This window comes from Pseudoalteromonas sp. Bsw20308 (assembly GCF_000310105.2).
In the GTDB taxonomy this organism is placed as follows: domain Bacteria; phylum Pseudomonadota; class Gammaproteobacteria; order Enterobacterales; family Alteromonadaceae; genus Pseudoalteromonas; species Pseudoalteromonas fuliginea.
The window spans coordinates 769,409-793,468 of sequence record NZ_CP013138.1; the positions used below are offsets into that span (position 1 = coordinate 769,409).

Annotated in this window: 18 protein-coding genes and 1 pseudogene; 16 read left to right on the forward strand and 3 right to left on the reverse strand. The window is 39.6% G+C overall.

Going from position 1 to position 24,060, the window contains the following annotated elements:
* The 9 genes and pseudogenes from D172_RS03275 to D172_RS21160 form a co-directional block, all read left to right on the forward strand.
* Positions 1-7,926, forward strand: coding sequence for a non-ribosomal peptide synthetase (locus D172_RS03275; RefSeq protein ID WP_168157898.1), 7,926 nt, complete (start codon positions 1-3; stop codon positions 7,924-7,926).
* A 9-nt stretch (positions 7,927-7,935) separates the two neighbouring features.
* Entirely contained in the window at positions 7,936-9,246 is a 1,311-nt protein-coding gene (locus tag D172_RS03280) for an MFS transporter (RefSeq protein ID WP_007378985.1), read from the forward strand.
* Positions 9,247-9,345: 99 nt separating this feature from the next.
* Positions 9,346-10,596 carry a type III PLP-dependent enzyme gene (locus D172_RS03285; RefSeq protein WP_007378984.1) on the forward strand — a complete coding sequence of 417 codons (1,251 nt, stop codon included), beginning with the start codon at positions 9,346-9,348 and terminating at the stop codon, positions 10,594-10,596.
* A 54-nt stretch (positions 10,597-10,650) separates the two neighbouring features.
* Positions 10,651-11,358 carry a YIP1 family protein gene (locus D172_RS03290; RefSeq protein ID WP_007378983.1) on the forward strand — a complete coding sequence of 236 codons (708 nt, stop codon included), beginning with the start codon at positions 10,651-10,653 and terminating at the stop codon, positions 11,356-11,358.
* 15 nt (positions 11,359-11,373) lie between these two features.
* Positions 11,374-12,522, forward strand: a complete 1,149-nt coding sequence (locus tag D172_RS03295) for an efflux RND transporter periplasmic adaptor subunit (RefSeq protein ID WP_007378982.1) — start codon at positions 11,374-11,376, stop codon at positions 12,520-12,522.
* Positions 12,519-13,253 carry an ABC transporter ATP-binding protein gene (locus D172_RS03300; protein ID WP_007378981.1) on the forward strand — a complete coding sequence of 245 codons (735 nt, stop codon included), beginning with the start codon at positions 12,519-12,521 and terminating at the stop codon, positions 13,251-13,253. The genes D172_RS03295 and D172_RS03300 overlap by 4 nt, the downstream gene beginning before the upstream one ends.
* A complete protein-coding gene (locus D172_RS03305) occupies positions 13,246-14,484 on the forward strand; it encodes an ABC transporter permease (RefSeq protein ID WP_007378980.1) in 1,239 nt (412 codons plus the stop codon). Before D172_RS03300 ends, D172_RS03305 begins: the two co-directional genes overlap by 8 nt.
* A 108-nt stretch (positions 14,485-14,592) precedes the next feature.
* A protein-coding gene (locus D172_RS03315) for an IS3 family transposase (RefSeq protein WP_420713798.1) occupies positions 14,593-15,740 on the forward strand; the annotation gives its coding sequence in 2 pieces (ribosomal slippage) (positions 14,593-14,869 and positions 14,869-15,740; 1,149 coding nt in all).
* Positions 15,741-15,750: 10 nt separating this feature from the next.
* A pseudogene (locus D172_RS21160) lies at positions 15,751-15,987 on the forward strand (integrase core domain-containing protein); the annotation flags it as partial.
* Between the two features lie 105 nt (positions 15,988-16,092).
* On the opposite strand, the gene D172_RS03320 reads toward D172_RS21160, so the two are convergent.
* Complete coding sequence (locus D172_RS03320) at positions 16,093-17,151, reverse strand: tyrosine-type recombinase/integrase (RefSeq protein WP_007378281.1); 1,059 nt, start codon at positions 17,149-17,151, stop codon at positions 16,093-16,095.
* Between the two features lie 232 nt (positions 17,152-17,383).
* Here D172_RS03320 and dusA point away from each other — a divergent pair, with 232 nt between their 5' ends.
* The 7 genes from dusA to D172_RS03355 all read left to right on the forward strand — a co-directional run bounded on the left by dusA (position 17,384) and on the right by D172_RS03355 (position 22,369).
* Positions 17,384-18,373, forward strand: a complete 990-nt coding sequence (dusA, locus tag D172_RS03325; RefSeq protein ID WP_007378282.1) for a tRNA dihydrouridine(20/20a) synthase DusA — start codon at positions 17,384-17,386, stop codon at positions 18,371-18,373.
* A 244-nt stretch (positions 18,374-18,617) separates the two neighbouring features.
* Positions 18,618-19,298: a PspA/IM30 family protein gene (locus D172_RS03330; protein WP_007378283.1), complete on the forward strand. Its 681-nt coding sequence runs from the start codon at positions 18,618-18,620 to the stop codon at positions 19,296-19,298.
* Positions 19,299-19,307: 9 nt separating this feature from the next.
* On the forward strand, positions 19,308-19,514 hold the full coding sequence (locus D172_RS03335; protein ID WP_007378284.1) for a PspC domain-containing protein: 207 nt from the start codon (positions 19,308-19,310) through the stop codon (positions 19,512-19,514).
* Positions 19,515-19,684: 170 nt separating this feature from the next.
* Positions 19,685-20,011: a hypothetical protein gene (locus D172_RS03340; RefSeq protein WP_007378285.1), complete on the forward strand. Its 327-nt coding sequence runs from the start codon at positions 19,685-19,687 to the stop codon at positions 20,009-20,011.
* A 79-nt stretch (positions 20,012-20,090) separates the two neighbouring features.
* On the forward strand, positions 20,091-20,600 hold the full coding sequence (locus tag D172_RS03345; RefSeq protein WP_007378286.1) for a copper chaperone PCu(A)C: 510 nt from the start codon (positions 20,091-20,093) through the stop codon (positions 20,598-20,600).
* An 8-nt stretch (positions 20,601-20,608) separates the two neighbouring features.
* Positions 20,609-21,595: a DUF2333 family protein gene (locus D172_RS03350; protein WP_007378287.1), complete on the forward strand. Its 987-nt coding sequence runs from the start codon at positions 20,609-20,611 to the stop codon at positions 21,593-21,595.
* A gap of 3 nt (positions 21,596-21,598) precedes the next feature.
* Positions 21,599-22,369 (forward strand): TIGR04219 family outer membrane beta-barrel protein, encoded by a 771-nt coding sequence (locus D172_RS03355; RefSeq protein WP_007378288.1) that lies wholly within the window; start codon positions 21,599-21,601, stop codon positions 22,367-22,369.
* 44 nt (positions 22,370-22,413) lie between these two features.
* On the opposite strand, the gene D172_RS03360 is transcribed toward D172_RS03355, so the two are convergent.
* On the reverse strand, positions 22,414-23,301 hold the full coding sequence (locus D172_RS03360; protein WP_007378289.1) for a TIGR03899 family protein: 888 nt from the start codon (positions 23,299-23,301) through the stop codon (positions 22,414-22,416).
* Positions 23,270-23,809 (reverse strand): SRPBCC family protein, encoded by a 540-nt coding sequence (locus D172_RS03365; RefSeq protein WP_081824556.1) that lies wholly within the window; start codon positions 23,807-23,809, stop codon positions 23,270-23,272. Before D172_RS03365 ends, D172_RS03360 begins: the two co-directional genes overlap by 32 nt.
* Positions 23,810-24,060 lie beyond the last annotated feature (251 nt).

Below are 24,060 nucleotides of genomic sequence, written 5' to 3' on the forward strand. Positions count from 1 at the left end.
ATGTTATGTTTAATAAAAAAAATAAGAAATGCACATGCTTCCATCTGGGTTGAATCTAGCGCCTTAAAATTATCTGGAACAAAGGAAAGTAGCGATTTAAATGGTCTGTTACCTGAAATTAAAGAAAACAAAGAGCGACTGTTAGATCTATTAGAGTTAAATGGTATTCATAGCAAGCAAGATTTTAGAGAAAATCGGATTCTAAAGGAGAAAGGAGGTGAAAACTATCCGGTATCGTTTTCGCAACAAAGCTTGTTGATCATAAGTCAATATGATGAAGCATCAAGTGTTTATCATATACCTAGCTTATTTAAACTTTCACCAGAAATAGATTTTACTCATCTGATGACGGCAATTAACATAGTTGTTGAACGCCATCCTGTACTCAAAGTTGTTTACCAGTACGATAAGAATTACAACATACAGCAGAATGTTCTAGATCAAGAAATTATTATAGATTCAATAACGCTTAGTGAAAGTGTACTGAAACCACAGCTTATTAAAGATTTGGAACAGCCATTTGATTTGGAGAGGGAACCTAGTTTCCGAGTTAAGCACTACCAATCTGAAGCAGGGCAATACTTATTATTACTTTGGCATCATATAGCATTTGATGGTTGGTCTGTAAGTGTATTCTTTAAGGAATTATCAAAAGCTTATAACGCTTTGATTAATGGTGAAATGGTCGAATTACCGATATTACATATCGATTATAGAGACTATGCGGCATGGCAGCGTGATCACTTACAAGGTGAAGTGCTGACACAACTGCAATCCTACTGGCAACAGCAGCTAGCGGGAGTGGAGCCGTTACATTTATATACGGATAAAGCTAGGCCGGCGGTACAAGACTTTAGAGGCCAAGACCATAGCTTTAGTTTAGATCCTGAGTTGTCAATGCAGCTCAGAGCGCTTGCCAAAACACAAGAAACGACCTTGTACACCGTGTTATTAAGCGGCTTTTATTTAACATTATCAGCGCTGTCTGGCCAACAGGATATTGTTGTGGGAACGCCTTCAGAAAATAGGCATCACGCACAGACACAGTCTTTGGTGGGCTTTTTTGTTAACTCGTTGGCCCTGCGTGCAGAGATCAAGCATGAGCAAGCGATCACAGACTTCATAACAGAGGTTCATAGTGTGGTTAGTGGTGCGAAGGTGCATCAAGAGTTGCCATTTGAGAATGTGGTGGAGCTGTTGGAGGTAGAGCGAGACCGCGCAAGGCACCCTATTTATCAGGTCATGTTCAGTGTACAAGGGTTTGGTAATGCGTTAGGAACGGAGAGCTCTTTACCCTTTGAGGTGGTCGATGATTTAGGAGAGGGTACATTATATAGCCCCGCTAAATTTGATTTGAACCTTGTAATGACAGATGGGCAAGCGAGCATATCGGGTCAGTTGAATTATGCATTGAGCTTGTTCGAGGTGCACAGTATAGAGCGGTTATTGGGCTTGTATACACGCGTCCTAACCGGCTTGGTAAGTGGCAAGTATACGTGTGTTGGCGAGCTGCCACTGTTAAGTGACGCAGAGCGTGACACCTTATTGTGCACATTGAATGACACAGATAAAGCGTATCCACAGGGGCAGACACTGGCGGAGTTATTCAGTGCTCAGGCGCATAAAACGCCAGCGAGTATCGCTTTGGTGTGTGAGGATGAGGAACTCAGTTACCAGACGTTGGAGGAAGCGTCTAATCGCTTAGCAAGAGAGATAAGAGCCGACCACTTAGCCTGTCATGGTCAAGCATTGAGCGCGGGTACTTTGATAGGGGTGTACTTAGAGCGCGGCGTGAATATGGTGGTGAGTATTTTAGCGATACTCAAGGCGGGCGGAGCGTATGTTCCGTTGTCACCGGAATACCCACAGTCGCGCATTGAATACATTCTAGAAGACACGCAGATGGGGTTAATTGTCACAGAGTCAATGTATGAAACGCAGTTAGCACAGTGGGTAGATGGCGAAGCGGTGACATTAATCTCAGCAACGAGCGCTTGGTCAGCAACGCATACAAGTGAAGCGTTAGACTCCCATAGTGATGCAGATGATTTAGCGTATGTAATTTACACCTCGGGCACGACAGGGCAGCCAAAAGGGGTGATGGTCGAGCATGAAGCCGCCGCAGCTTTTGTGTTTAACGATGCCTATGTAGAGAATGGGCGCGTCGGGCGCGTTGCGAGTTTAGCGCCTTACTCATTTGATGGTTTTGTGTTTGACGCGTTTTATAGCTTATTACAAGGCGCGAGCTGTTATTTGTTGAGTAAAGAGACGTTATTGGATATGACACGCTTTAATAAAGCATTGCGTCATCATGATATCGATACATTCTTCACGACAACGGCGTTGTTTAATCAAATGATTAAATCAGGTGCGTTAGAAGATACAAGGGTCAGAAATGTCCTCTTTGGTGGTGAGTCGGCCGATATTAATGTGGTGCAACAAGCGATAGAAGAGCATAAAGATACCCAATTTATTCATGTTTACGGGCCGACGGAGACGGTGGTGTTTGCCAGTGCTTATCACTTTGATGGTCAAGCGGGCGATGCGCCGATAGGGCACCCGTTAGATAACAAGCGATTCTATGTATTGGATGAGCAAGGGGCTTTGGCTCCCATGGGCAGTCCTGGGGAGTTATATATCGGCGGTGCAGGTCTGGCGAGGGGGTACTTAAATCGTCCAGAGTTGACAGCACAGTGTTTTATAGCGAACCCATTTGCCAGTGAAGCGGATAAAGCGAAAGGGTATACCCGTTTGTATAAGACGGGGGATATTGTGCGCTGGCTTCCCAGTGGAGAATTGGTTTATATCAGCCGTAACGACAATCAAGTGAAGATACGAGGTCATCGTATCGAGCTGGGTGAAGTTGAAAGTGTGGTGAGTGCGTTACCAGGGGTTCAACAAGCGGCAGTTATTGTACAAAGCCAAGCGCAAAGCCAGTATTTAGCTGCATATGTAGTTGCACAGGCGGGCGAGAGTTTGTCGATAACGCAGCTACAAGCACAATTACGTCAGCAATTACCGGATTACATGTTGCCAAGCAGTGTTATGGAAATCGCAGGGATCCCGCTAACAGTAAATGGCAAATTGGATAAGGCGGCGTTACCCGAACCGATTTTAGTAGACAAGTCTCAGTACGTTGGCCCAAGGAACGAACTCGAGGCAGGGTTGTGTGAAGTATGGCAAACCGTCTTAGAGTTAGAGCAGGTGGGGATATACGACAACTTTTTCCAAATTGGTGGTAATTCCATCATGGCGATCAAGTTGACTCAGGTCAGTCGTCGCACCTTGGGGATCGATATCTCATTAACCCAGTTGTTTGAACATAAAACTGTCGCGGGATTGGCGCAGAACCTCAGTGATGAACCGTTAATCGTCATTCCTAAAACAACCTTGACGCAAGTGCCATTATCTTTTGCACAAGAGCGTTTACTGTTCATTGAGCAATATTCAGCGGGCTCAGATGCATACCATATTCCGATGGTGGTGAAGCTGGCACCAGAGGTGCAACTAGAGAATTTAGAAACGGCGTTCAATCTTTTATTAGATAGGCACCCGATACTCAAAACGGTGTATCGACATGATGAGCAAGATAACGCCTATCAAACACCGATAACAGAGTCGCTACTACTGACATGGCAGCAATTAGCCAGCGATGAAGTATTACACGCGACATTAAAAACACAGATGTCGACGCCCTTTGATTTAACGTCGCAGTTAAGTTTGCAGTTACACGGGTATGAGGTATCAGGGCAGCGATATTTACTCATCATGTGGCATCACATTGCATTTGATGGTTGGTCTTTGGATATTTTCATACAAGAGCTAGCACAGTGCTATCAAGCATTGTGTCAGGGTGATGTGGTTGCATTGCCAGAGCAAGACATTGTGTACGCAGACTATGCGGCATGGCAGCGTGATCACTTACAAGGTGAAGTGCTGACACAACTGCAATCCTACTGGCAACAGCAGCTAGCGGGAGTGGAGCCGTTACATTTATATACGGATAAAGCTAGGCCGGCGGTACAAGACTTTAGAGGCCAAGACCATAGCTTTAGTTTAGATCCTGAGTTGTCAATGCAGCTCAGAGCGCTTGCCAAAACACAAGAAACGACCTTGTACACCGTGTTATTAAGCGGCTTTTATTTAACATTATCAGCGCTGTCTGGCCAACAGGATATTGTTGTGGGAACGCCTTCAGAAAATAGGCATCACGCACAGACACAGTCTTTGGTGGGCTTTTTTGTTAACTCGTTGGCCCTGCGTGCAGAGATCAAGCATGAGCAAGCGATCACAGACTTCATAACAGAGGTTCATAGTGTGGTTAGTGGTGCGAAGGTGCATCAAGAGTTGCCATTTGAGAATGTGGTGGAGCTGTTGGAGGTAGAGCGAGACCGCGCAAGGCACCCTATTTATCAGGTCATGTTCAGTGTACAAGGGTTTGGTAATGCGTTAGGAACGGAGAGCTCTTTACCCTTTGAGGTGGTCGATGATTTAGGAGAGGATACATTATATAGCCCCGCTAAATTTGATTTGAACCTTGTAATGACAGATGGGCAAGCGAGCATATCGGGTCAGTTGAATTATGCATTGAGCTTGTTCGAGGTGCACAGTATAGAGCGGTTATTGGGCTTGTATACACGCGTCCTAACCGGCTTGGTAAGTGGCAAGTATACGTGTGTTGGCGAGCTGCCACTGTTAAGTGACGCAGAGCGTGACACCTTATTGTGCACATTGAATGACACAGATAAAGCGTATCCACAGGGGCAGACACTGGCGGAGTTATTCAGTGCTCAGGCGCATAAAACGCCAGCGAGTATCGCTTTGGTGTGTGAGGATGAGGAACTCAGTTACCAGACGTTGGAGGAAGCGTCTAATCGCTTAGCAAGAGAGATAAGAGCCGACCACTTAGCCTGTCATGGTCAAGCATTGAGCGCGGGTACTTTGATAGGGGTGTACTTAGAGCGCGGCGTGAATATGGTGGTGAGTATTTTAGCGATACTCAAGGCGGGCGGAGCGTATGTTCCGTTGTCACCGGAATACCCACAGTCGCGCATTGAATACATTCTAGAAGACACGCAGATGGGGTTAATTGTCACAGAGTCAATGTATGAAACGCAGTTAGCACAGTGGGTAGATGGCGAAGCGGTGACATTAATCTCAGCAACGAGCGCTTGGTCAGCAACGCATACAAGTGAAGCGTTAGACTCCCATAGTGATGCAGATGATTTAGCGTATGTAATTTACACCTCGGGCACGACAGGGCAGCCAAAAGGGGTGATGGTCGAGCATGAAGCCGCCGCAGCTTTTGTGTTTAACGATGCCTATGTAGAGAATGGGCGCGTCGGGCGCGTTGCGAGTTTAGCGCCTTACTCATTTGATGGTTTTGTGTTTGACGCGTTTTATAGCTTATTACAAGGCGCGAGCTGTTATTTGTTGAGTAAAGAGACGTTATTGGATATGACACGCTTTAATAAAGCATTGCGTCATCATGATATCGATACATTCTTCACGACAACGGCGTTGTTTAATCAAATGATTAAATCAGGTGCGTTAGAAAATACAAGGGTCAGAAATGTCCTCTTTGGTGGTGAGTCGGCCGATATTAATGTGGTGCAACAAGCGATAGAAGAGCATAAAGATACCCAATTTATTCATGTTTACGGGCCGACGGAGACGGTGGTGTTTGCCAGTGCTTATCACTTTGATGGTCAAGCGGGCGATGCGCCGATAGGGCACCCGTTAGATAACAAGCGATTCTATGTATTGGATGAGCAAGGGGCTTTGGCTCCCATGGGCAGTCCTGGGGAGTTATATATCGGCGGTGCAGGTCTGGCGAGGGGGTACTTAAATCGTCCAGAGTTGACAGCACAGTGTTTTATAGCGAACCCATTTGCCAGTGAAGCGGATAAAGCGAAAGGGTATACCCGTTTGTATAAGACGGGGGATATTGTGCGCTGGCTTCCCAGTGGAGAATTGGTTTATATCAGCCGTAACGACAATCAAGTGAAGATACGAGGTCATCGTATCGAGCTGGGTGAAGTTGAAAGTGTGGTGAGTGCGTTACCAGGGGTTCAACAAGCGGCAGTTATTGTACAAAGCCAAGCGCAAAGCCAGTATTTAGCTGCATATGTAGTTGCACAGGCGGGCGAGAGTTTGTCGATAACGCAGCTACAAGCACAATTACGTCAGCAATTACCGGATTACATGTTGCCAAGCAGTGTTATGGAAATCGCAGGGATCCCGCTAACAGTAAATGGCAAATTGGATAAGGCGGCGTTACCCGAACCGATTTTAGTAGACAAGTCTCAGTACGTTGGCCCAAGGAACGAACTCGAGGCAGGGTTGTGTGAAGTATGGCAAACCGTCTTAGAGTTAGAGCAGGTGGGGATATACGACAACTTTTTCCAAATTGGTGGCAATTCTATCACAGCTATACGTATTGTTAGTGCTTGCAAGAAAATGCTAGGAGTAGAACTTTCTGTAGGCATACTTTTTGAGCACAAGACAATTGAGCAGTTATACCGCTATTTGAATGAGCAAAATGGATTTGAAGTAAAACCAAACAAACTCAGCAAGCAATTTTTGTCAACAAAACACGGTTTACTAGACCTAAGGGATCGTTATTTAATAGAAGCTTTAGACATTAAAGATAGTGAACAAATATTTCCAGTAACACCTACGCAAAGAGATTGGTTATTGCACACTTATACCCATTCTGGTGATGAGGCATGGTGGGTAAATACATTGTTCAAGGTTCAGCCTGCAATAGCAGAAAAGTCTAGTAATAATGGACTATTAGATGCGTGGATACATATAGTGAAGTCAATACCTGCATTACGTTCCAAGTTCCATATTGAAAATGATCGGGTATATCAATTAGTTAATAATGAAGCTAACCTTGAATATCATGAGATAGATGTACATGACCTTGATGAAGTTAATGAGATAATTAAGAAAAGAATGTCGGATTCAATAGATATTTCAAGATCTTCTCTTCTTCGTATATTTGTTTTTAGTACATCAAACGGAGAACAGTACCACGCTTTCATTATCCACCATGCAATTGTAGATGGCTGGAATCTTTCCAATATTATTATCAATGCATACAATACGTTACTAGGCTTCCCACAGCCGAATGAGAAAGAAGGGAACTCTGGTATAGATTACGTAAGATGGCAATTGAGCTTGGACCAAGAGGTAGCGCATGACTTTTGGTCTAATGAATTAAGATCACTAGAGGACTCTACACCTTTTTATAGTGGCCAAGGCTATATAAAAAGAGATAGGAACAGCGTGTGCCAGCCCGCTTTTTCACTGGGGGTTAAACACTCTCAAATGATTTATAAATCAGCAAGAAACTTGTCAATTACACCATATATTTTGATTGAGGCTGCATGGGCAAGAACATTATCGCAGCTACTTAATCGGAATACAGTGTATTTTTCAATAATTGATTCGGGACGGAGTATCAACCTCAGCAATTTGGATACATTAGTTTTCAATACCATTGCTGTTTTACCAGTAAAAGTAGACTTAATCGAAGACGGTGTAACTGAAGGTTTTGTTCGCAGACTTCATAAAAACATGTTAAAGCGACAAGAACATAGCTACATCGATATTTCAAAAGTACACAAAGACTACAGAAAGTCTGGGTTTAGTTCACTGATTATTTATCAAAATAATGAACTTTTAACTGCAGCTAATCAGGGTGAAAGTTCTGAGCAAGAATCTCTAATTGAGTGTATAGATAAATATGACCCATGTCCGTACAAAATTAGTTTGGTTATTAATCCAAATGAGAATTTATCAGGCTTTTTCGAGTACTTTAATACAGATATTAAGGAAGAAGATTTCTATAAAATAAAAACAACATTTCAAAATGAATTAAAACAATTAGCTGAACGCTTATCAGAAGTGAATAAATAAGGAATAATTATGAAAAATTTAATAATGAAGTTTGGTTTGATACAAGCTGGGGTTGCAGCAATAGGTGGGGTTATTGCACCTATTATGTACTTAATGTTCATGGATAAAGGCCTAGGCTTGCTTGAAATGGGGTTGTTATTGGCAGCAAGTACACTCTTTGTTGTTATATTCGAAATTCCATTTGGTTCTCTAGCTGATACTTATGGAAGGAAGAAGACATTTTTAATGGGTGAGCTTATTTTGTTGCTCGTTATTATTGGGTTTACTGTCGTAGATAGTTTTGAGGGTCTTTTATTAGTCATGGCAATAAATGGAATATCATCTGCGTTATTCTCTGGAACCTTAGACGCTCTATTTGTTGAAAATTATAACTCAGAAAAAGTATCAGACTCGCCAAACCTATTAGAAGCCCAAGCTTATATAACATCATATCAAATGTTAGGTCTTGCTTTTGGAGCGGTAATAGCAGGTTTCTTACCTATTTGGTTTAAATTTATGAGTGAGGGAAGCAATTTGATTGATTTTTACGAAGTAAATTTTGTTTTGTTAATTCCAGTTGTTATTTTCCATATCTTTATGACAATTAAGTTTATTGAAGAACCAAATGTAAAAAAAAGTGATAAATCTATTCTTGAAGGTGTAAGTGATGTTCTTGGTCAAGCGGCAAAGCAAATTTCTTCAACTCCTATATTGATGATTCTCTTTATACTTGATTTTATGGGTGGTGCTGCATTTATTTCTTTGGAACAACTATGGCAGCCTATGCTAAATGAAATTGTTAATGATAAGGGGTCGTCATGGATCTTTGGCTTAATTTTCGCCGCGAACTTTATATGTTTAGCAGTAGGTCAAGTTCTTTCTATTCCACTATCTAGGTTGTTCAAACATAACTACATGCCGTTGCTGGTTGCCTGCAGCTTTATTATAGGTGGCTTATTTGTTCTGTTTTCTATTCAAGGAAGCTTAACTGGATTTGTGTGTGTATATTTTCTGCTATTTATGTTTTCTGGGATCACGATAGCTCCTGTATTAGCAATGTTCCATGAAAATATAGAAGAAGAAAGTCGCTCAACTATGTTATCTGTAAAGTCTCTGGTTGCTCAAGGTGGGGCATTATTTGGGGCACTCATAGCCGGTTTTATTGCTGATAAGTTTGGTATGCCTACCGCGTGGTTAATAGCTGGTGCGATCGTTATAGCTTCAACTTCCTTATATTTTGCTCCTTCTGTAATGAGATTTACAAAACAGTATGCTAAGAAGCAATTAGAGGAACAGGAAGTGCTAAGTAGCAAAGAGCCCGTTAATCAGCAAGCAGGATAAAGATTACATGCTCATTTGGTTTTACATCTTGATTTCATAAATATTCAATTTGTAAAGCCTAATTTATAAAAATAAAACGGAAAATTACTTGGTGGCCGAATGGATAATGTTACACAGTTAAAGATGAAAGTTAATCAGCTGATTAACAGCAATGAAATATCAACTCCATGTCTTGTTATGGGGCTGGACTTAATCGATAAAAAATTTTCTTTATTGAAGGAAATTTTATCCAATGTTGAAATATATTTTTCAGTAAAATCTAACCCAGATTCGATAGTGCTTTCACATTTGAGGTATTTAGGCTCTAGTTTTGAAGCTGCAAGCTTAGGTGAAATACAACAATGCATGGAAATCGGGGGGTTATCTACACAATTACATTTCGGTAACTCTATTAAAAAGCGAGAAGAGATAGCACAGGCTTATGAGTTAGGTATACGTTCGTTCAGTGTAGATTCTGAACAAGAAGTATTAAAAGTCGCAGAAATGGCTCCTGGTTCTCTAATTATGGTGCGTTTGTCAACCGATGGAAACGGAGCTGTTTGGGGGCTTTCTAAAAAGTTTGGCACTTCAGTGGCACGCGCCACACAATTGTTGAAATTGGCGCGTAGCTGTGATCTTGTTCCCTACGGATTATCATTCCACGTAGGTTCACAGCAGCAGAATGCTGATGCATGGGCTGCTGCTCTTAAAAATTGCGAAGTGGTTATTTCGGAACTTAAAAAAGATGGTATTAAGTTGAACGCAATTAACCTGGGAGGCGGTCTTCCTGCAAATGGTTATATGGATCATGATGAAGTTGTGGACTTCGACCTAGTTAGCTATTTGAAAACAATAAAAAAGCATATTGACCAATTTGAAGAAAATTGTGGAAGCCAATTTAAGTTTATGATCGAACCTGGTCGATTTATCGTTGCAAATACAGGTGTTGTGGTGAGCAAAGTATTATTAACTGCAAAAAGGGAATTTGATAATGGAATCGAAAATTGGGTGTATATGGATGTTGGGAAGTTTAATGGATTGTATGAAGCTAGTGATATTCAGTTACCAATTCATTTGTTAGATGATGTTAATTTGCATACTATGCAGGATATTGTTTCAACGGTGTTATCGGGTCCAAGTTGTGATAGTGATGATATGCTACTACCACCAAATACTACGATAGTACTTCCATCCTCACTCAAAGAGGGTGATCATTTATTATTTGGTTCTACAGGTGCATATTCGAATAGCTATGCAACTCAGAACTTTAATGGTTTTAAACCGATCAGTGTAGTTTGTGTTGACAAAAACGGTGATCTTGTCGAAAAAGAGAAAACAGTAACACCAAGTATTCACAAAATAGCCATTTAAATTTTATGTTATTTTAGTACTTATGTCGTTTATGGGTTTATTTAAGAGATTTTTATGAGTTATACAAGTAGTCCAGTTGCTCTTTTAGATGTATTTCTTGCTCCAAGAAATGTTTTTGAGCATCTTAATAAAATAAAGAAATGGAGTTTTTTAGGTTTTTTAACACTGATTATAATAACAATTTTTAGTGTTGTTTCTTTCTATTCTGGTATGTCGCATGCTTGGTTAGTGGAGCAACAGTTGTTGCACGCCGGAGAAATTGCGCCGTCTGAATTAGATGCTGTTATTGATTTAATAAGACAAACGGCAAAGCACATTGGCCTTATTAGTAGTGTAACTTCGGCTATATTTATCATATTTCTTTGCTTTATTATGGCAAGCTACATAAAGCTCGTTGCAAGCCTTTCAAGTAGCGAAAAGGATTTTACTTTTGGAGATAGTTTTAGTTTTTCCATTTGGACATATATGCCGCTGGTAATTCATGCTATAGGGTTTGTTTACCTTTATTCTTCGTCACATGACGTTGATTTACCAATCGTACTTCAAAACTATTCTTCTCTGAATCAGCTGTTTTTAAATTACTCACCCGGTGAGCAATTTTATGCTATTACAGATAATTTTAATCTGTTTTATTTATGGTCTGTTGTTTTGATGACTTTAGGTTTAAAGGTTTGCTTTAGCATGTCAGTATTGAAAGCGTTGCTGATTTCTGCTTTACCTTATGCTCTTGTGTTTGGGGCTTGGTTTCTCGTTGTAATGTAGTTGGTGTGTTAAAATATGAAAAAAATAATTGTTTTCTTAGTTATATTAGCAGGATTTTTTATTCTAATTAACTTTACCGCTGGAGCAGGAAGTAATTCTAAATTCACTGTTAGCAGCGAAAAAGTTAAACGTCAGGTGCTTGCAGATACAGTGTTAGCTTCCGGTAATTTAATTTTTGATTCAAAGGTAAAAGTGAGTTCAGAAGTTACTGGCTTAGTGACTGAAATATTTGTCAATGAAGGGGACTTTGTTGGGAAAGGTGATGTACTTTTACAGCTAGATAAAACAGCGTACGCGGCAGATGTATCTAATTATCAGTCTGCCGTAAATGCTCAATCAATTGAGATTGAATATACCAAAGAAGTTACTAAAGACATAAGAAGGCGATTGGAATTAAAGCGTAAACTTTACTCGCAAAATAGTGTTGGATTAGAGAGCGTAGAAAGCCTTAAAAGTGAATATAAGGTCGCCAAAATCAAGGAACAAGCTGCTGTAGAAAGTCTTAACCAAAAACAAGCATTGTTGTTGTATGCTCAAGATAAGTTAAGTAAAACGACCTTCAAGGCTAGCATGTCAGGGTTGCTCTCCTCGGTTGATGTAAAGATAGGTGAGACTGTAATAGCAAGTGCCATGAACTTTGCCGGAACATCCTTACTTACTCTAGCAGACCCGCATACTCTGATAGCAGAGCTTAGGGTCGATGAGGCAGATATTGATAATGTACATATTGGTCAGGCTGCACATATTTTCACAGCTGCGAATCCTAAAAAGTTTATTCTCGGGAAAGTGAGTAGTATTGGAACGTCGGCAAGAAGTTCGAAGGTAGGTAATGGACTATATTACGCGATAAAGATAGCTCTTGATGATCCAACAGGGTTACACCCTGGCATGAGTTGTCGGGCAGAAATTATTATACAAGAGTCGAACCCTTCTCTTAGTGTGCCCATTTCAGCCGTACGCAAGGATAAAGATCAATATTATGTATGGGTATTAAACAATGGAAAAGTTGAAATGCGGACAGTCGAAGTGGGCATGGCTACAGATATTCATCAGTCGATTCTTTCTGGGCTGAGCTTAGAAGATGAAGTTGTAACAGGGCCTAGTCGTTTGTTTGATAAGTTTACAGATGGAACCCGAGTTTTACTTAAAGAGAGCAAGTCATGAGTTCGCCGATAATTCAGCTAAACAAAGCATACAAGCGATACATGATGGCTGAAGAAGAGTTTTGTGCTTTGAATAATGTGAACTTATCTATAGAAAAGAATGAATATGTAGCCATTACTGGCCCCTCAGGCTCGGGGAAATCCACATTGATGAATATACTTGGCTGCTTGGATACGCTCAGTGCTGGGGAATACATTTTAGATAATCAGAATACTGCTAATCAAAAAGAGGATGTGTTAGCTAAAGTGAGAAATCATTCGATTGGGTTTATTTTTCAAAGCTTTAACTTGTTACCAAAGTCTTCTGTAGTAAATAATGTTATTCAGCCTCTAGTTTACAGAACGATGAGTAGTGCAGAAAGAACTAGCAGAGCACTTAAAGCACTAAAAGAAGTAGGTTTGGTTGATAAAATCAATAGTTTGCCAAATCAACTCTCTGGGGGCCAACGTCAACGCGTGGCAATAGCTAGAGCTTTGGTAACCGAACCTGCGATATTACTAGGGGATGAGCCGACAGGAAACTTAGATAGTAAAACTACAGCGGACATTATGTCGTTGTTCGATAGGCTATATGAGAAAGGGCATACTATTGTGATCGTGACTCATGAGAATGAAATAGCCAATCATTGTAAGCGCGTGATCCGTCTCGTAGATGGTCAGATTGAGTTCGATAAACACAATCAAAAACGGATTAGTGTGGTTGATGGTGTCGAGGAGGCTCATTGTGGCTGATTTTATCAATATAGCATATCAAGGCTTACGCGCTGCTCTTCAGGCTATCTATTCAAATGCTATGCGCAGTATTTTAACAACGCTTGGGATCATCATAGGTGTAACTGCGGTTATTTCAGTTGTAGCTGTGATGAATGCTCTAAGTTCTAATATTAGCAAGCAGTTTAATGACCTCGGTAGCGATATGGTCACACTTAAAGCATTTACTAATGCTAACCAAGAGATGTTGGGATTTATAAATAAGTTAACTTATGACGACTTTCTAGTGCTAAAAGGAAAAGTAAAAGGTGTGCAAGATATGACCGTCACAATGAGGGCATATAGTTTGGGGGCTAGTATTCAATATGGTAGAGAGTCAATTCAAACTCATATCTTAGGTACTGATAGTAGCTATCAAAATGTAGTTAATGTATATCCTGTCGAAGGTCGTTTTTTGTCAGAGAGCGATGACCTGAGGAGACGCAGAGTCGCATTTGTAGGTAGTTCAGTTATTAAGAAGTTAAATATGCCCGAGAACCCAACGGGCGAGTTTATTAAACTTAGTGGAGATTTTTTTAGGGTTATTGGTGTAGCAGAAACTTTAGGAAGCATTTTTGGTTATGATCAAGACAATTACATTATTGCTCCTTTTAGCACCATAAAGTCTTTAAATGGTAATCAGGTTACAGAGAATATCGAAATCATGTTTCGTCCTAAAAATGATGTTGATCTAGAAACAATCAAATCTCAAATGCGACAAATATTACGTAGCCGTTATAAAATTGAAGAGGGAGAGGAAGATTACTTTGAATTTGTCACTGCAGAAAAAACAAAAGAGCAATTTGATAGTATTCTTAGATCTGTCACATTAGTTGCATCGGGCGTAGTCGCTATTAGTTTGCTTGTGGGTGGTATTGGTATAATGAATATTATGCTTGTATCTGTAACTGAGAGAACCAAAGAAATAGGCATTGCTAAAGCTTTAGGTGCCTCGTCAAAAATTATACTATACCAATTTTTAGTAGAGGCATTAGTATTATCTTTAATCGGGGGAATAATAGGTATCGCTCTTGGGTATGGGGTAGCCGGATTAATAATTTTATTTCTACCGGGGGATCCAAGTTTATTTGTACCTAGCTGGGCTTTATTTCTTTCATTTGGTTTTACAACATTTATAGGTGTGGTATTTGGCTTAGCTCCTGCAATAAAAGCGTCGAAACTAGTTCCAGTTGAAGCACTGCGATATGAGTAATAGAAGTGGCTTTTCCCACGAATTTCTGTCATTCCTAAAAAAGCGGACTTCCCATAGTTTGCTAGACACCCAATAAGTTACATTGTAACTTCTAATAAGAGGTGTTTTATGAGCAAAGGTAAACGGTATACCCAAGAGTTTAAAGAAGCGGCTGTTAAACAAATTACTGAGCGCGGATATTCAGTTGCAGAAGTCGCTGAGCGATTAGCTATTTGTACCAAAACGTTATATCACTGGCGGAGCCAGTTATCAGATAAACCTAAATCCGCTCAATCATCCGATGAAAAATTGAAGATCGCTAAATTAGAGGCTGAGTTAAAGCGTGTCACGGAGGAACGGGACATTTTAAAAAAGGCCGCAAGGTACTTTGCCAGCAACCCTGAGTAAAGTACGGCTTCATTCGTGATCACCAAGATGAATTTTCTATCACAACGATGTGCCGCCTTTTTAAACTGCATCGTAGTGGTTTTTATGCGTGGTTAAAAAAACCTTTAAGCGATAGAGCGCTTGAAGATAATCGCTTGTTGAAACTCATTAAAGAATTTTATGTAGCCAGTGGCGGCACGTATGGTAGCCCTTGGATACATGCAGACTTGCGTGAAGCCGGTGAGCAATGCAGCGTAAATCGCGTCGCTAAGATCATGCGACAACATAAGCTTAAAGCGCAAATTGGGTATAAGCGTCGCCATATTAAAGGCGGTAGGACATCGCGGATTGCAGATAACTTATTAGCACGTCAATTTAACCCACCTGCGCCGAATCAATCATGGGTGAGCGACATAACTTACATAAGAACTTATGAAGGTTTTTTATATGTGGCAACAGTAATGGATTTATTCTTTAGGCGTATTGTGGGTTGGTCAATGGATAAAAATATGGATAAGCACCTTGTTATAAACGCATTGTTGATGGCTGTATATCAACGTCAACCGAAGGCTGAAGTAATGGTGCATAGTGATCAAGGTAGTCAATACGGTAGCGCAGATTATCTCGCATTTATGAAAGAACATCAACTTGTGCCTTCGATGAGCCGCGCTGGGAACTGTCATGATAATGCGGTTGCTGAAAGCTTTTTTGCGACAATTAAAAAGCGAATAGTTAAGCGTAAGATATACTCGACACGCGAAGATGCGAAAGCTGAGATATTCAATTTTATAGAAATGTTTTACAATCCAAAAAAGTACAACTCACATACAGGCGGTGTTTCACCTGCTAAGTTTGAAGAAGCGTATTATTCTGAGTTAAAAACTGTCTAGTGAAAGCTGGGAAGTCCAGAGTGCTGATATTAATGAGCTACTTGCTGAGTGGCAGCATTATTACAATTGGGAGCGGCCACATAGTGCCCACAACGGGAAAACTCCTATGGAAAGGTATTTTGAATTAAGTGAGCAAACCCCGTTTACAGATGAGGTAGAGAAGTTCTATCTAGCTCACAATGAGCGGATTCAGCTCTCTAATTACAAACGTGATTTGGAGATCGCTAAATTGAAACGATCTCTATGAATCACACAGCTGATATGCTATTTACGACAAAGTCGCTCGGTAACTATACCGACATAGTGCCTTGGTGATCACACTAATTCAAATTATTCTATTAAGTTGAACATGCTACATGTCCCTGTGTAAATTTTCAGGATTTAATGCTGTGTACACATTCCATAATACTTTTAAGTCTTTGTGCCCTGTCACTTGAGCTACCTCTTCGATACGGTAGTCTCTCTCAAATAGACGGCTTGCACCCTCTCGCCTTAAATCATGATAAGTTAACTCTTTGATGCCTAGCTTCTTTCGAACGCTGCGAAAGCCTGAACCAATAGATTTAGGGTTGTAAGGGAAAATTAATTCTCCTTTTTTGGGTTGTCTAATTGCTATGCTATAGGCTTCACCTAAAAGGGGGACTCGCATATGGTTACCTTCTTTTTTGCGAGGATCTTTTCTATCTCTACACAAAATAGTCCTTGTATCGTTATCTAAATCGTCCCATTTGAGGTTGGTTACTTCGCCTAAACGCATGCAAGTTAAAATACTGAATTGAAATATATCGACAAAAGGAATATGTGCAGAGCGGTGCTCTTCTCTGATCTTTAAGCCTTGTTCAAGTGCTTCATATTCGCCTTTTTTTAAACGACGTGTCCTTCTTTGGCTTTTTCCAATTAAGTTCATCTGCTCTAACATGGGTTTCGCATCAACATAAGGCTGTTCAGTGATTTCCATACCCCAGAAAGGCTTTGCAGCTTTAAAGACTGACTTTAAATAAAAGTAGTCATGGGCAACTGTTGCAGGCTTAGCACCAGAACTTATTCGCTGATGACAATGCTCAATAATATCTGATGATTTAAGATCATGAGCATATAGCTTAGCAATGCCATAACTTTTAAGCATGGTTAGGCAAGCCCCCTTCGTCCGTTTTACGTTAGGGGCTATTTTAGGATCTGTTAGATAACGATCGATAAGGTCGTTAATTTTTACGTACTCTATGGGTCTGGAAAGGCCATTTAAATCTATTTCATTAGAGCGACGCTTCCCCCATGCATTAGCACTGGCTTTTTTATCAAAAGTTTTACTTTCTTGATGTATAACCTTGCCTTTTTCTTTTAATACAACCTTGCAACGGTACTTTATCGTTCCATCGGCCCGTCTGCGGTTTTCAATACAGTATGATGACATAATACTACCTATAAAATTATCTTCGCCTGACAAGCCGATTGTTCATGATCAATTGGTTGGTTTTTTATATAATAAACGTTCATTGTGCAGGTGCCTTTATTCATTCTTTGCTCGGTTCCTTGGGAGACTATAGGGAGACCGAACTTGTTAAAATATCTAAATAACGTGAAGAATAATGAAAGATAACCAACCTGTTATCAAGCTATAAATTATTGATGTATAAGGTAAATTAATGAAAAACCCTGCGCCGCAGTCGAATACGTTAGATAGAAAATTTTCCGTTGCCCCCATGCTTGATTGGACTGATCGTCATTGTCGTACTTTTCATCGCAAAATGACTAAACACACTGTGCTTTATACCGAAATGATAACCACAGGGGCTATCTTATTTGGTCGAGGCGATTACTTACATTTTAATAAACACGAAGGCCCAGTTGCGCTGCAACTTGGTGGCTCTGATCCTAAAGCGCTTGCGCGATGTGCAAAGCTAGCAGGTGAGCGTGGCTATGACGAAATAAATTTAAATGTAGGGTGCCCGTCAGACAGAGTTCAAAATGGCCGATTTGGCGCATGTTTAATGGCTGAACCTCAATTAGTTGCTGAGTGTGTTGCAGCTATGAAAAGTGAAGTTACTATTCCTGTTACCGTTAAAACACGTATTGGTATTGATGAGCAAGACTCTTATGAGTTTTTGTGTGCGCTTATTGAGGCGTCGCATAAAGTAGGGTGTGATGATTTTATTATTCATGCTCGTAAAGCATGGCTCAATGGTTTAAGTCCAAAAGAAAATCGTGAAGTTCCACCGCTTGATTACCCACGTGTTTACCAACTTAAAAAAGATTATCCGCAACTAGACTTAAGCCTAAATGGCGGTGTTAAAACAATTGAGCAGAGCCTAGAACATTTACAACATATTGATGGTGTAATGATTGGGCGTGAAGCTTACAGTAACCCATTTATGCTCAATGACGTTGATGAGAAAATTTATGGTGATACTGCAAACACGCAATCACGCCACGATGTAGTACGCTCAATGTACAGCTATATTGAAGAAGAAATGCGTTTGGGTGCTAATTTTTGGCATATTGCACGTCACATGCTCGGTATTTTTCAGGGGCAGCCTGGTGCGCGAGGTTTTAGACGCCACCTCTCTGAAAGTGGTCACGGTAAGCAAGCTGATTTATCGGTAATGGATAAAGCATTAAGCTTTGTACCCGAATAAAACTAAGCTTTAAAAATTCTAAATTTAAGCCACTTTCAAGTGGCTTTTTTGATCCTAAAAATTAGTCAAAAGCATAATTTATTGGCTAATTACACTCTATGCTATTCAGCTTAAAGTCACTAAAAATTTAATTGTTTATTAATTATGTTGTTGATATTAGGCTTTTTTTCATTGTTTTTATGAACTTGGCACAACTCTTGGAATCTTCTTGTTGAAATTAATTAAAAATCAACAGGAGAATACCATGGGAATATTTAACCGCGTAAATGATGTAATTCAATCAAATATTGTCGCCATGCTTGATAAAGCTGAAGACCCTGAAAAACTTTTAAACCTAATGCTTACCGAGATGCAAGATGCATTGAATGAGTGTCGTAGTACAGCAGCCGCTTTATTGTGTGAAGAGAAAGTAATTAATCGCCAAATTGATACTAAAAAAACAGAATTAGCAGCTTGGCAAATTAAAGCTGAACGTGCGGTTGAGAAAGGCAGTGATGACCTTGCTAAATCAGCCTTACTTGAGAAGCAACGCGTTAACGAAAGCATTGAGAATAAGCAAACTCAACTAGAAACATTGCAAGAGTCTATTGCAAAAATTAAGTCTGATTGTGAGCGCTTGCAGCAAAAAATGGCACTGGCTAAAACAAAGCAAGCTCAGTTAATGCAACGCCATAATGTTGCTATTGCTAGAGGGCGGATCAGTACGCAACTACAAAGCGATAAAGTAGCTCATGCGTTGTCTCGTTTTGAACAAATAGAGCAGCGTGTTGAAGGCATTGAAGCTCAAGTAGAGGCTTATGAGCTGACTGATACAGCAAGCTCTACCAGTGCCCAAATTGAGTCGTTAGTTAAAAATGAAAAAATTGATGTTGAACTGGCTCGCTTAAAAGCGAACTTAAATACTAATTTAAAACACACTGCTTAGGAGATTGCTATGAACAGCTTTAATCGTCAACGAGGTTGGTATAAAGATACTTTGAATAAAAAAATATCGGGTGTGTGTAGTGGTTTAGCATATAGATTGGACTTTCCAGTATGGGCAACCCGCCTAGTTACTATTTTATTATTTTTGAGTTTTCCGTTTGCAATTGCACTTGGTTATTTTATAGCGCATTGCTGCCTTGAAAATAAAGAGTATTAATACTAAGAGGCATAAATATTTGAACAATTTAACGAATTAAATCACTCTATAGCGTTGTTGGGTTTTTTATTTAGAACAACTAGATATAAAAACTTTTGCCTAGTTATAGCGCAATTTTCTTATCGTTAAATAGACCCATATATAAGCCGGTTGGTATAAGGAGAATTACTATGAAAGCTTTGGCAGTATGTGTATTTATCTATTTATTACTGTTTACTGATTTAATAGCGTTTGTGCATGTTGATTCTTGGCAGTTACCATTATGGATTGCTGATATTAGCTGGGCAGGGCTTGAGCTTGTAGGTGCTTTGGCCGCAATTGTTGCTGTGGTTGCGGTAGTGGCTTTAATTACTATGGGATTAGTTGGAGCGGGTGTTGTGGCATTAGCTGGGACTGTTTTAGCGTTTTTATTCGGATCAATAATGATTGCATGGCCGTTACTATTTGTTGCAGTGTTGTGTTGGCTTGTTGCTGATAACAAAAAAGTAGCCTCTTAATCCTTAATTTGACTGACTATTATGGGTTAACTATGTTAAATTTAGCCTGTAATTTAATGTTTTCACTAGGGATGAAATGATGACAAAGCAGTTTTTTTCGATGGCTTCAGCGTTAATGTTAGGTTTATTTACGTCATCATTGGCGGCGCATTCAGGGCACGAGCATGGTTCTGATGTGGCTGTACTCGAAGTAACTAACGCGCAAGTGAGGGAGTTTTTACCTGCCAGTACTGCAACTGTAGGCTATTTAACGCTTATTAATCACAGTGGAACAAACGCCACTTTAACTAAGGCAACAATTGATGGCTTAGGGCGTGTGGAAATACACGAGCATTCACATGTAGACGGCATGATGAAAATGCAACAAGTTGAATCGGTTGTAATTAAAGCGCATGAAAGTGTTAGCTTCCAACCAGGCGGTTATCATTTAATGGCATTTGAACCATTAGAGCCATTAAAAGTAGGGCAAGAACGTAAACTCACGCTATATTTTAGTGACGGTAACCGCTTGTTTACTAATGCTCAAGTGGTGTCGCTTGAAACGCAAGCTAAGCAGTCAAAACCATCTACTCAACACGCTCATCATTAGGAGTACACATGTCGCAACATAAAGGAAAAATAGCAGGAACAATTGTTTTACTGCTTATCATATTTTACGCAATTGCTGTTTATTGGAGTACTGAACCGGCACGTTTTGATGTTGTCGCTAATGCAAAAGAGCAAGCGCAGTTACGTAATGAAAAAATAGTTACAGGTTATACAACAACGGCAACGCTTATTGAGGTAGCGAGTACGATACTAAATAAACCGGGTGGTTATTTATCGAATGATGTTATACCGCCAAGTATTATTATGGATGACATGCCTGCGTGGGAATATGGTGCGTTAGAAATGACGCGTGATTTAGCGCTTTCTATGCGAAAAGATTTTAGCCGTTCGCAATCGCAATCAACAGAGCATGAAGCACTTAAAAAAGCACAGCCACAGTTTAATATAAGCTCTGAAGCGTGGGCATGGCCAAGCGCGGAGGGAGAGTATCAAAAAGGAATTGATTATCTAGTCGTTTATCGTACACAAATAGCGAATCAGCACGAACGTGATAGCCAATTTTATGCGCGAGCTGATAATCTACGTAGTTGGTTAAAAGAAGCGGAAAAGCGCTTAGGTAGCTTAAGCCAACGTTTAAGTGCCAGTGTCGGCCAAGAAAAAGTGAATACTGATTTAGCTGGAAATTCGTCAAATAAACAAGCGACTCTTGCACCATTACAACAGCAAGTCAGAACACCTTGGCTAAAAATTGATGATGTTTTTTATGAATCTCGTGGCGCAACTTGGGCGTTGTTACACTTTTTACAAGCGGTAGAGTATGACTTTGCAGATGTACTTGAGAAGAAAAATGCCCGTGTTAGTGTGCAACAAATAATACGTGAACTTGAGGCAACCCAAGAAACGGTGTGGAGCCCAATAATTTTAAATGGGAATGGTTTTGGCTATGTGGCTAATCATTCCTTAGTTATGGCAAATTATATTTCTAGAGCCAATGCGGCTTTAATCGAACTTAGCGAACTACTAGCTCAAGGATAAAAAATGAAAAAGTATTGTTTAGCAGCAGCCCTTTCAATGGCATGTTTAGCACCTGCAGCACACGCTGACACTTTATTAGGTTTATATGTAGGGGTTGATGGCTGGAAATCAGATAATGATGGTCAGTTTTCTTATAAAAATAATGCATCTCAAGATTTCAATTTTGAAGATGAAACATTTATAAGTTATTACGCAGCCCTTGAGCACCCAGTACCGTTAGTACCTAATATTAAATTAAAGTATACCGAACTTGAACTAAACGGTTCTGCAGTTTTAACTGATACATTTAGCTTTAATGGTTCAGACTATGTGGTTGGTACGACAGTTAATTCAATTAGCGATCTAACACACATTGATTATATTCTGTATTACGAAATTTTTGATAACGATTTAATCTCTATTGATTTAGGTTTGAATGCGAAACAGTTTGATGGTGAGGTTGCTGTAACGGGTACTACTCAAAGTGGCAACACTAACTTTACTGAAACCGTTGATTTTTCAGGTTTTGTACCACTTGCTTATGGTCGTGCAGAAGCCGGCCTGCCATTTACTGGTTTAAGTGTGTTTTTTGAAGGTAGCTTTTTGGCTATAGACGATAGTAAAGTACAAGATTACCAAGTGGGTATTGCGTGGGAATTTATTGATAACCTAGCGATTGATGTTGCAGTTAAAGCTGGATATCGCTCCATGGTATTAGAACTTGATGATGTAGATAATATTACTACAGATATCGATGCATCTGGCCCATTTGCAGGTATTCAGATTCACTTTTAATTACTCACTTGATAACTAGTTGAGTGATTTTATAGCGTGGTTTACTACTTAGTAGCATGCCACGCTAAATCAAATTCTACTTCTAATGCACTATTTATTAATTGTTTATACACTTTATTTACTGGAACGTTTATTAGTTTAGATAGCTCATCACCCGTTTGAGTGAATTTGTAATAACTCAGTACTAAATCATTGCTTTTTGCTTTTAACGTTACTTTTTGAGAAAAAAATGAAAGCGTAAGTTCTTGCCCTGATTTTAACACGGCTGATTCAATTTCTTTTCGATACAATAAGTTAAGATCCATTAAAGTTAAAATGTCAGGAAAGCTGATACCTGTTTTTCCTAAATTTAGAGATACTTTATTGCCTTTGCGTAGTAAATCAAAAATCGATGGTTTTTTATAAAATCCGAGTAAAATAAAGTGACTGTCGTCTTTTTCGTTATAGCTACTTAGTGATACACATTTTTGTAATGCATCGGCTTCGCGCTGAGTCATGTGCTTAAGTGTTTGCAGGCTCTTAATTGAAAATGTTCCAGGATTGAGAGTTTCGCCTGTAAGTATTTTTGCCCATAATGTTTGCATTGATTCGTTTGAGGTGTCTTCACAGAGCCCAATAAAGTGCTCTACCCAATCCGCATCAGGTTGTTTGCTACTTGCTACATCGGGACAAAACGCCATTGCCATCGCTAAGATTGTTTCAATATTTTGCTGTTGCTTAATAAGTAGTAAATCTTGTCGCTTTTGAGCGCGAGCTAAAACTGAATTATCGCTACTAATATGGTACAGCGGTTTTATTTTCCCCTGTGGGTTATAGTTTTTTTCATCGTTTGAGAGTGCACCATTACTTCCTACCTTGGTTATAGAGTAACCAAGTAATGATTCTATGATGTTTGCGAGATTAATTCTTGCTTGTGCTGTTTTGACTGTCATGACTTTCCATTACATTTTGTATATCACTTAGTTGAGCAACTGTTTTTAAATTATTTAGCCCTAATGCAATTGTATTATTGAGCACATATTCGCTAAATATAGCCATGTAACCAGAAACAAGTATTGTCGTTGCTTGCCCTTCAATATGGCACTCTACATTTACACTGTTGTTACTATTAGTTGTAAACGTCAATGTGCCTTGTACGATATGTTCATTATTTAATAAGGTATTAAATACCATCTTACGATCATTTAATGCAGTAATTGTCATCTCACCATGCCCCCATTTACTGATCCATGATTGATGAGCTCCAATACCAGCACTTGGTTCACTAACTGCAAATTTAATGGATGGATCGACTTGTTGCCAAGGAGACCATTTATGCCATTCATCAAAATCGGTTGTTAATGATTTGATAGTACGAATACTTGCATTCACTTCGATAGTCTTATTGACGCTATAGTTTTGAGGAAGCATTAAGCCAATAATAATAATAGTGAGTAACAAAATTAAGAGACATTTTAACAGTGTTTTTAATAATTTAATAATTAGGCCTTAACTGAATTATTTACTTAAAATATAACAACTTTCCATTAGTAGACTATAGTATGAGTAGAGTTGTAAACCAAAATCTAAATCTAAAGCTGTAAACTTAGAAGTTCAAACAATCTAATCCTAACTAAGGTGTTAACGAGAATGTTGAGCTGTTGTTTTTACTAAGTTATTGTTTTTAAGTTGGTTGTTTTTTTGCTTGTTAT

Excerpts from the sequence above, each read along its gene's own strand:
- D172_RS03275 (WP_168157898.1), top strand. The coding sequence starts at position 1 with ATGTTATGTTTAATAAAAAAAATAAGAAATGCACATGCTTCCATCTGG.
- D172_RS03280 (WP_007378985.1), top strand. The coding sequence starts at position 7,936 with ATGAAAAATTTAATAATGAAGTTTGGTTTGATACAAGCTGGGGTTGCA.
- D172_RS03285 (WP_007378984.1), top strand. The coding sequence starts at position 9,346 with ATGGATAATGTTACACAGTTAAAGATGAAAGTTAATCAGCTGATTAAC.
- D172_RS03290 (WP_007378983.1), top strand. The coding sequence starts at position 10,651 with ATGAGTTATACAAGTAGTCCAGTTGCTCTTTTAGATGTATTTCTTGCT.
- D172_RS03295 (WP_007378982.1), top strand. The coding sequence starts at position 11,374 with ATGAAAAAAATAATTGTTTTCTTAGTTATATTAGCAGGATTTTTTATT.
- D172_RS03300 (WP_007378981.1), top strand. The coding sequence starts at position 12,519 with ATGAGTTCGCCGATAATTCAGCTAAACAAAGCATACAAGCGATACATG.
- D172_RS03320 (WP_007378281.1), bottom strand. The coding sequence starts at position 17,151 with ATGTCATCATACTGTATTGAAAACCGCAGACGGGCCGATGGAACGATA.
- dusA (WP_007378282.1), top strand. The coding sequence starts at position 17,384 with ATGAAAAACCCTGCGCCGCAGTCGAATACGTTAGATAGAAAATTTTCC.
- D172_RS03330 (WP_007378283.1), top strand. The coding sequence starts at position 18,618 with ATGGGAATATTTAACCGCGTAAATGATGTAATTCAATCAAATATTGTC.
- D172_RS03335 (WP_007378284.1), top strand. The coding sequence starts at position 19,308 with ATGAACAGCTTTAATCGTCAACGAGGTTGGTATAAAGATACTTTGAAT.
- D172_RS03340 (WP_007378285.1), top strand. The coding sequence starts at position 19,685 with ATGAAAGCTTTGGCAGTATGTGTATTTATCTATTTATTACTGTTTACT.
- D172_RS03345 (WP_007378286.1), top strand. The coding sequence starts at position 20,091 with ATGACAAAGCAGTTTTTTTCGATGGCTTCAGCGTTAATGTTAGGTTTA.
- D172_RS03350 (WP_007378287.1), top strand. The coding sequence starts at position 20,609 with ATGTCGCAACATAAAGGAAAAATAGCAGGAACAATTGTTTTACTGCTT.
- D172_RS03355 (WP_007378288.1), top strand. The coding sequence starts at position 21,599 with ATGAAAAAGTATTGTTTAGCAGCAGCCCTTTCAATGGCATGTTTAGCA.
- D172_RS03360 (WP_007378289.1), bottom strand. The coding sequence starts at position 23,301 with ATGACAGTCAAAACAGCACAAGCAAGAATTAATCTCGCAAACATCATA.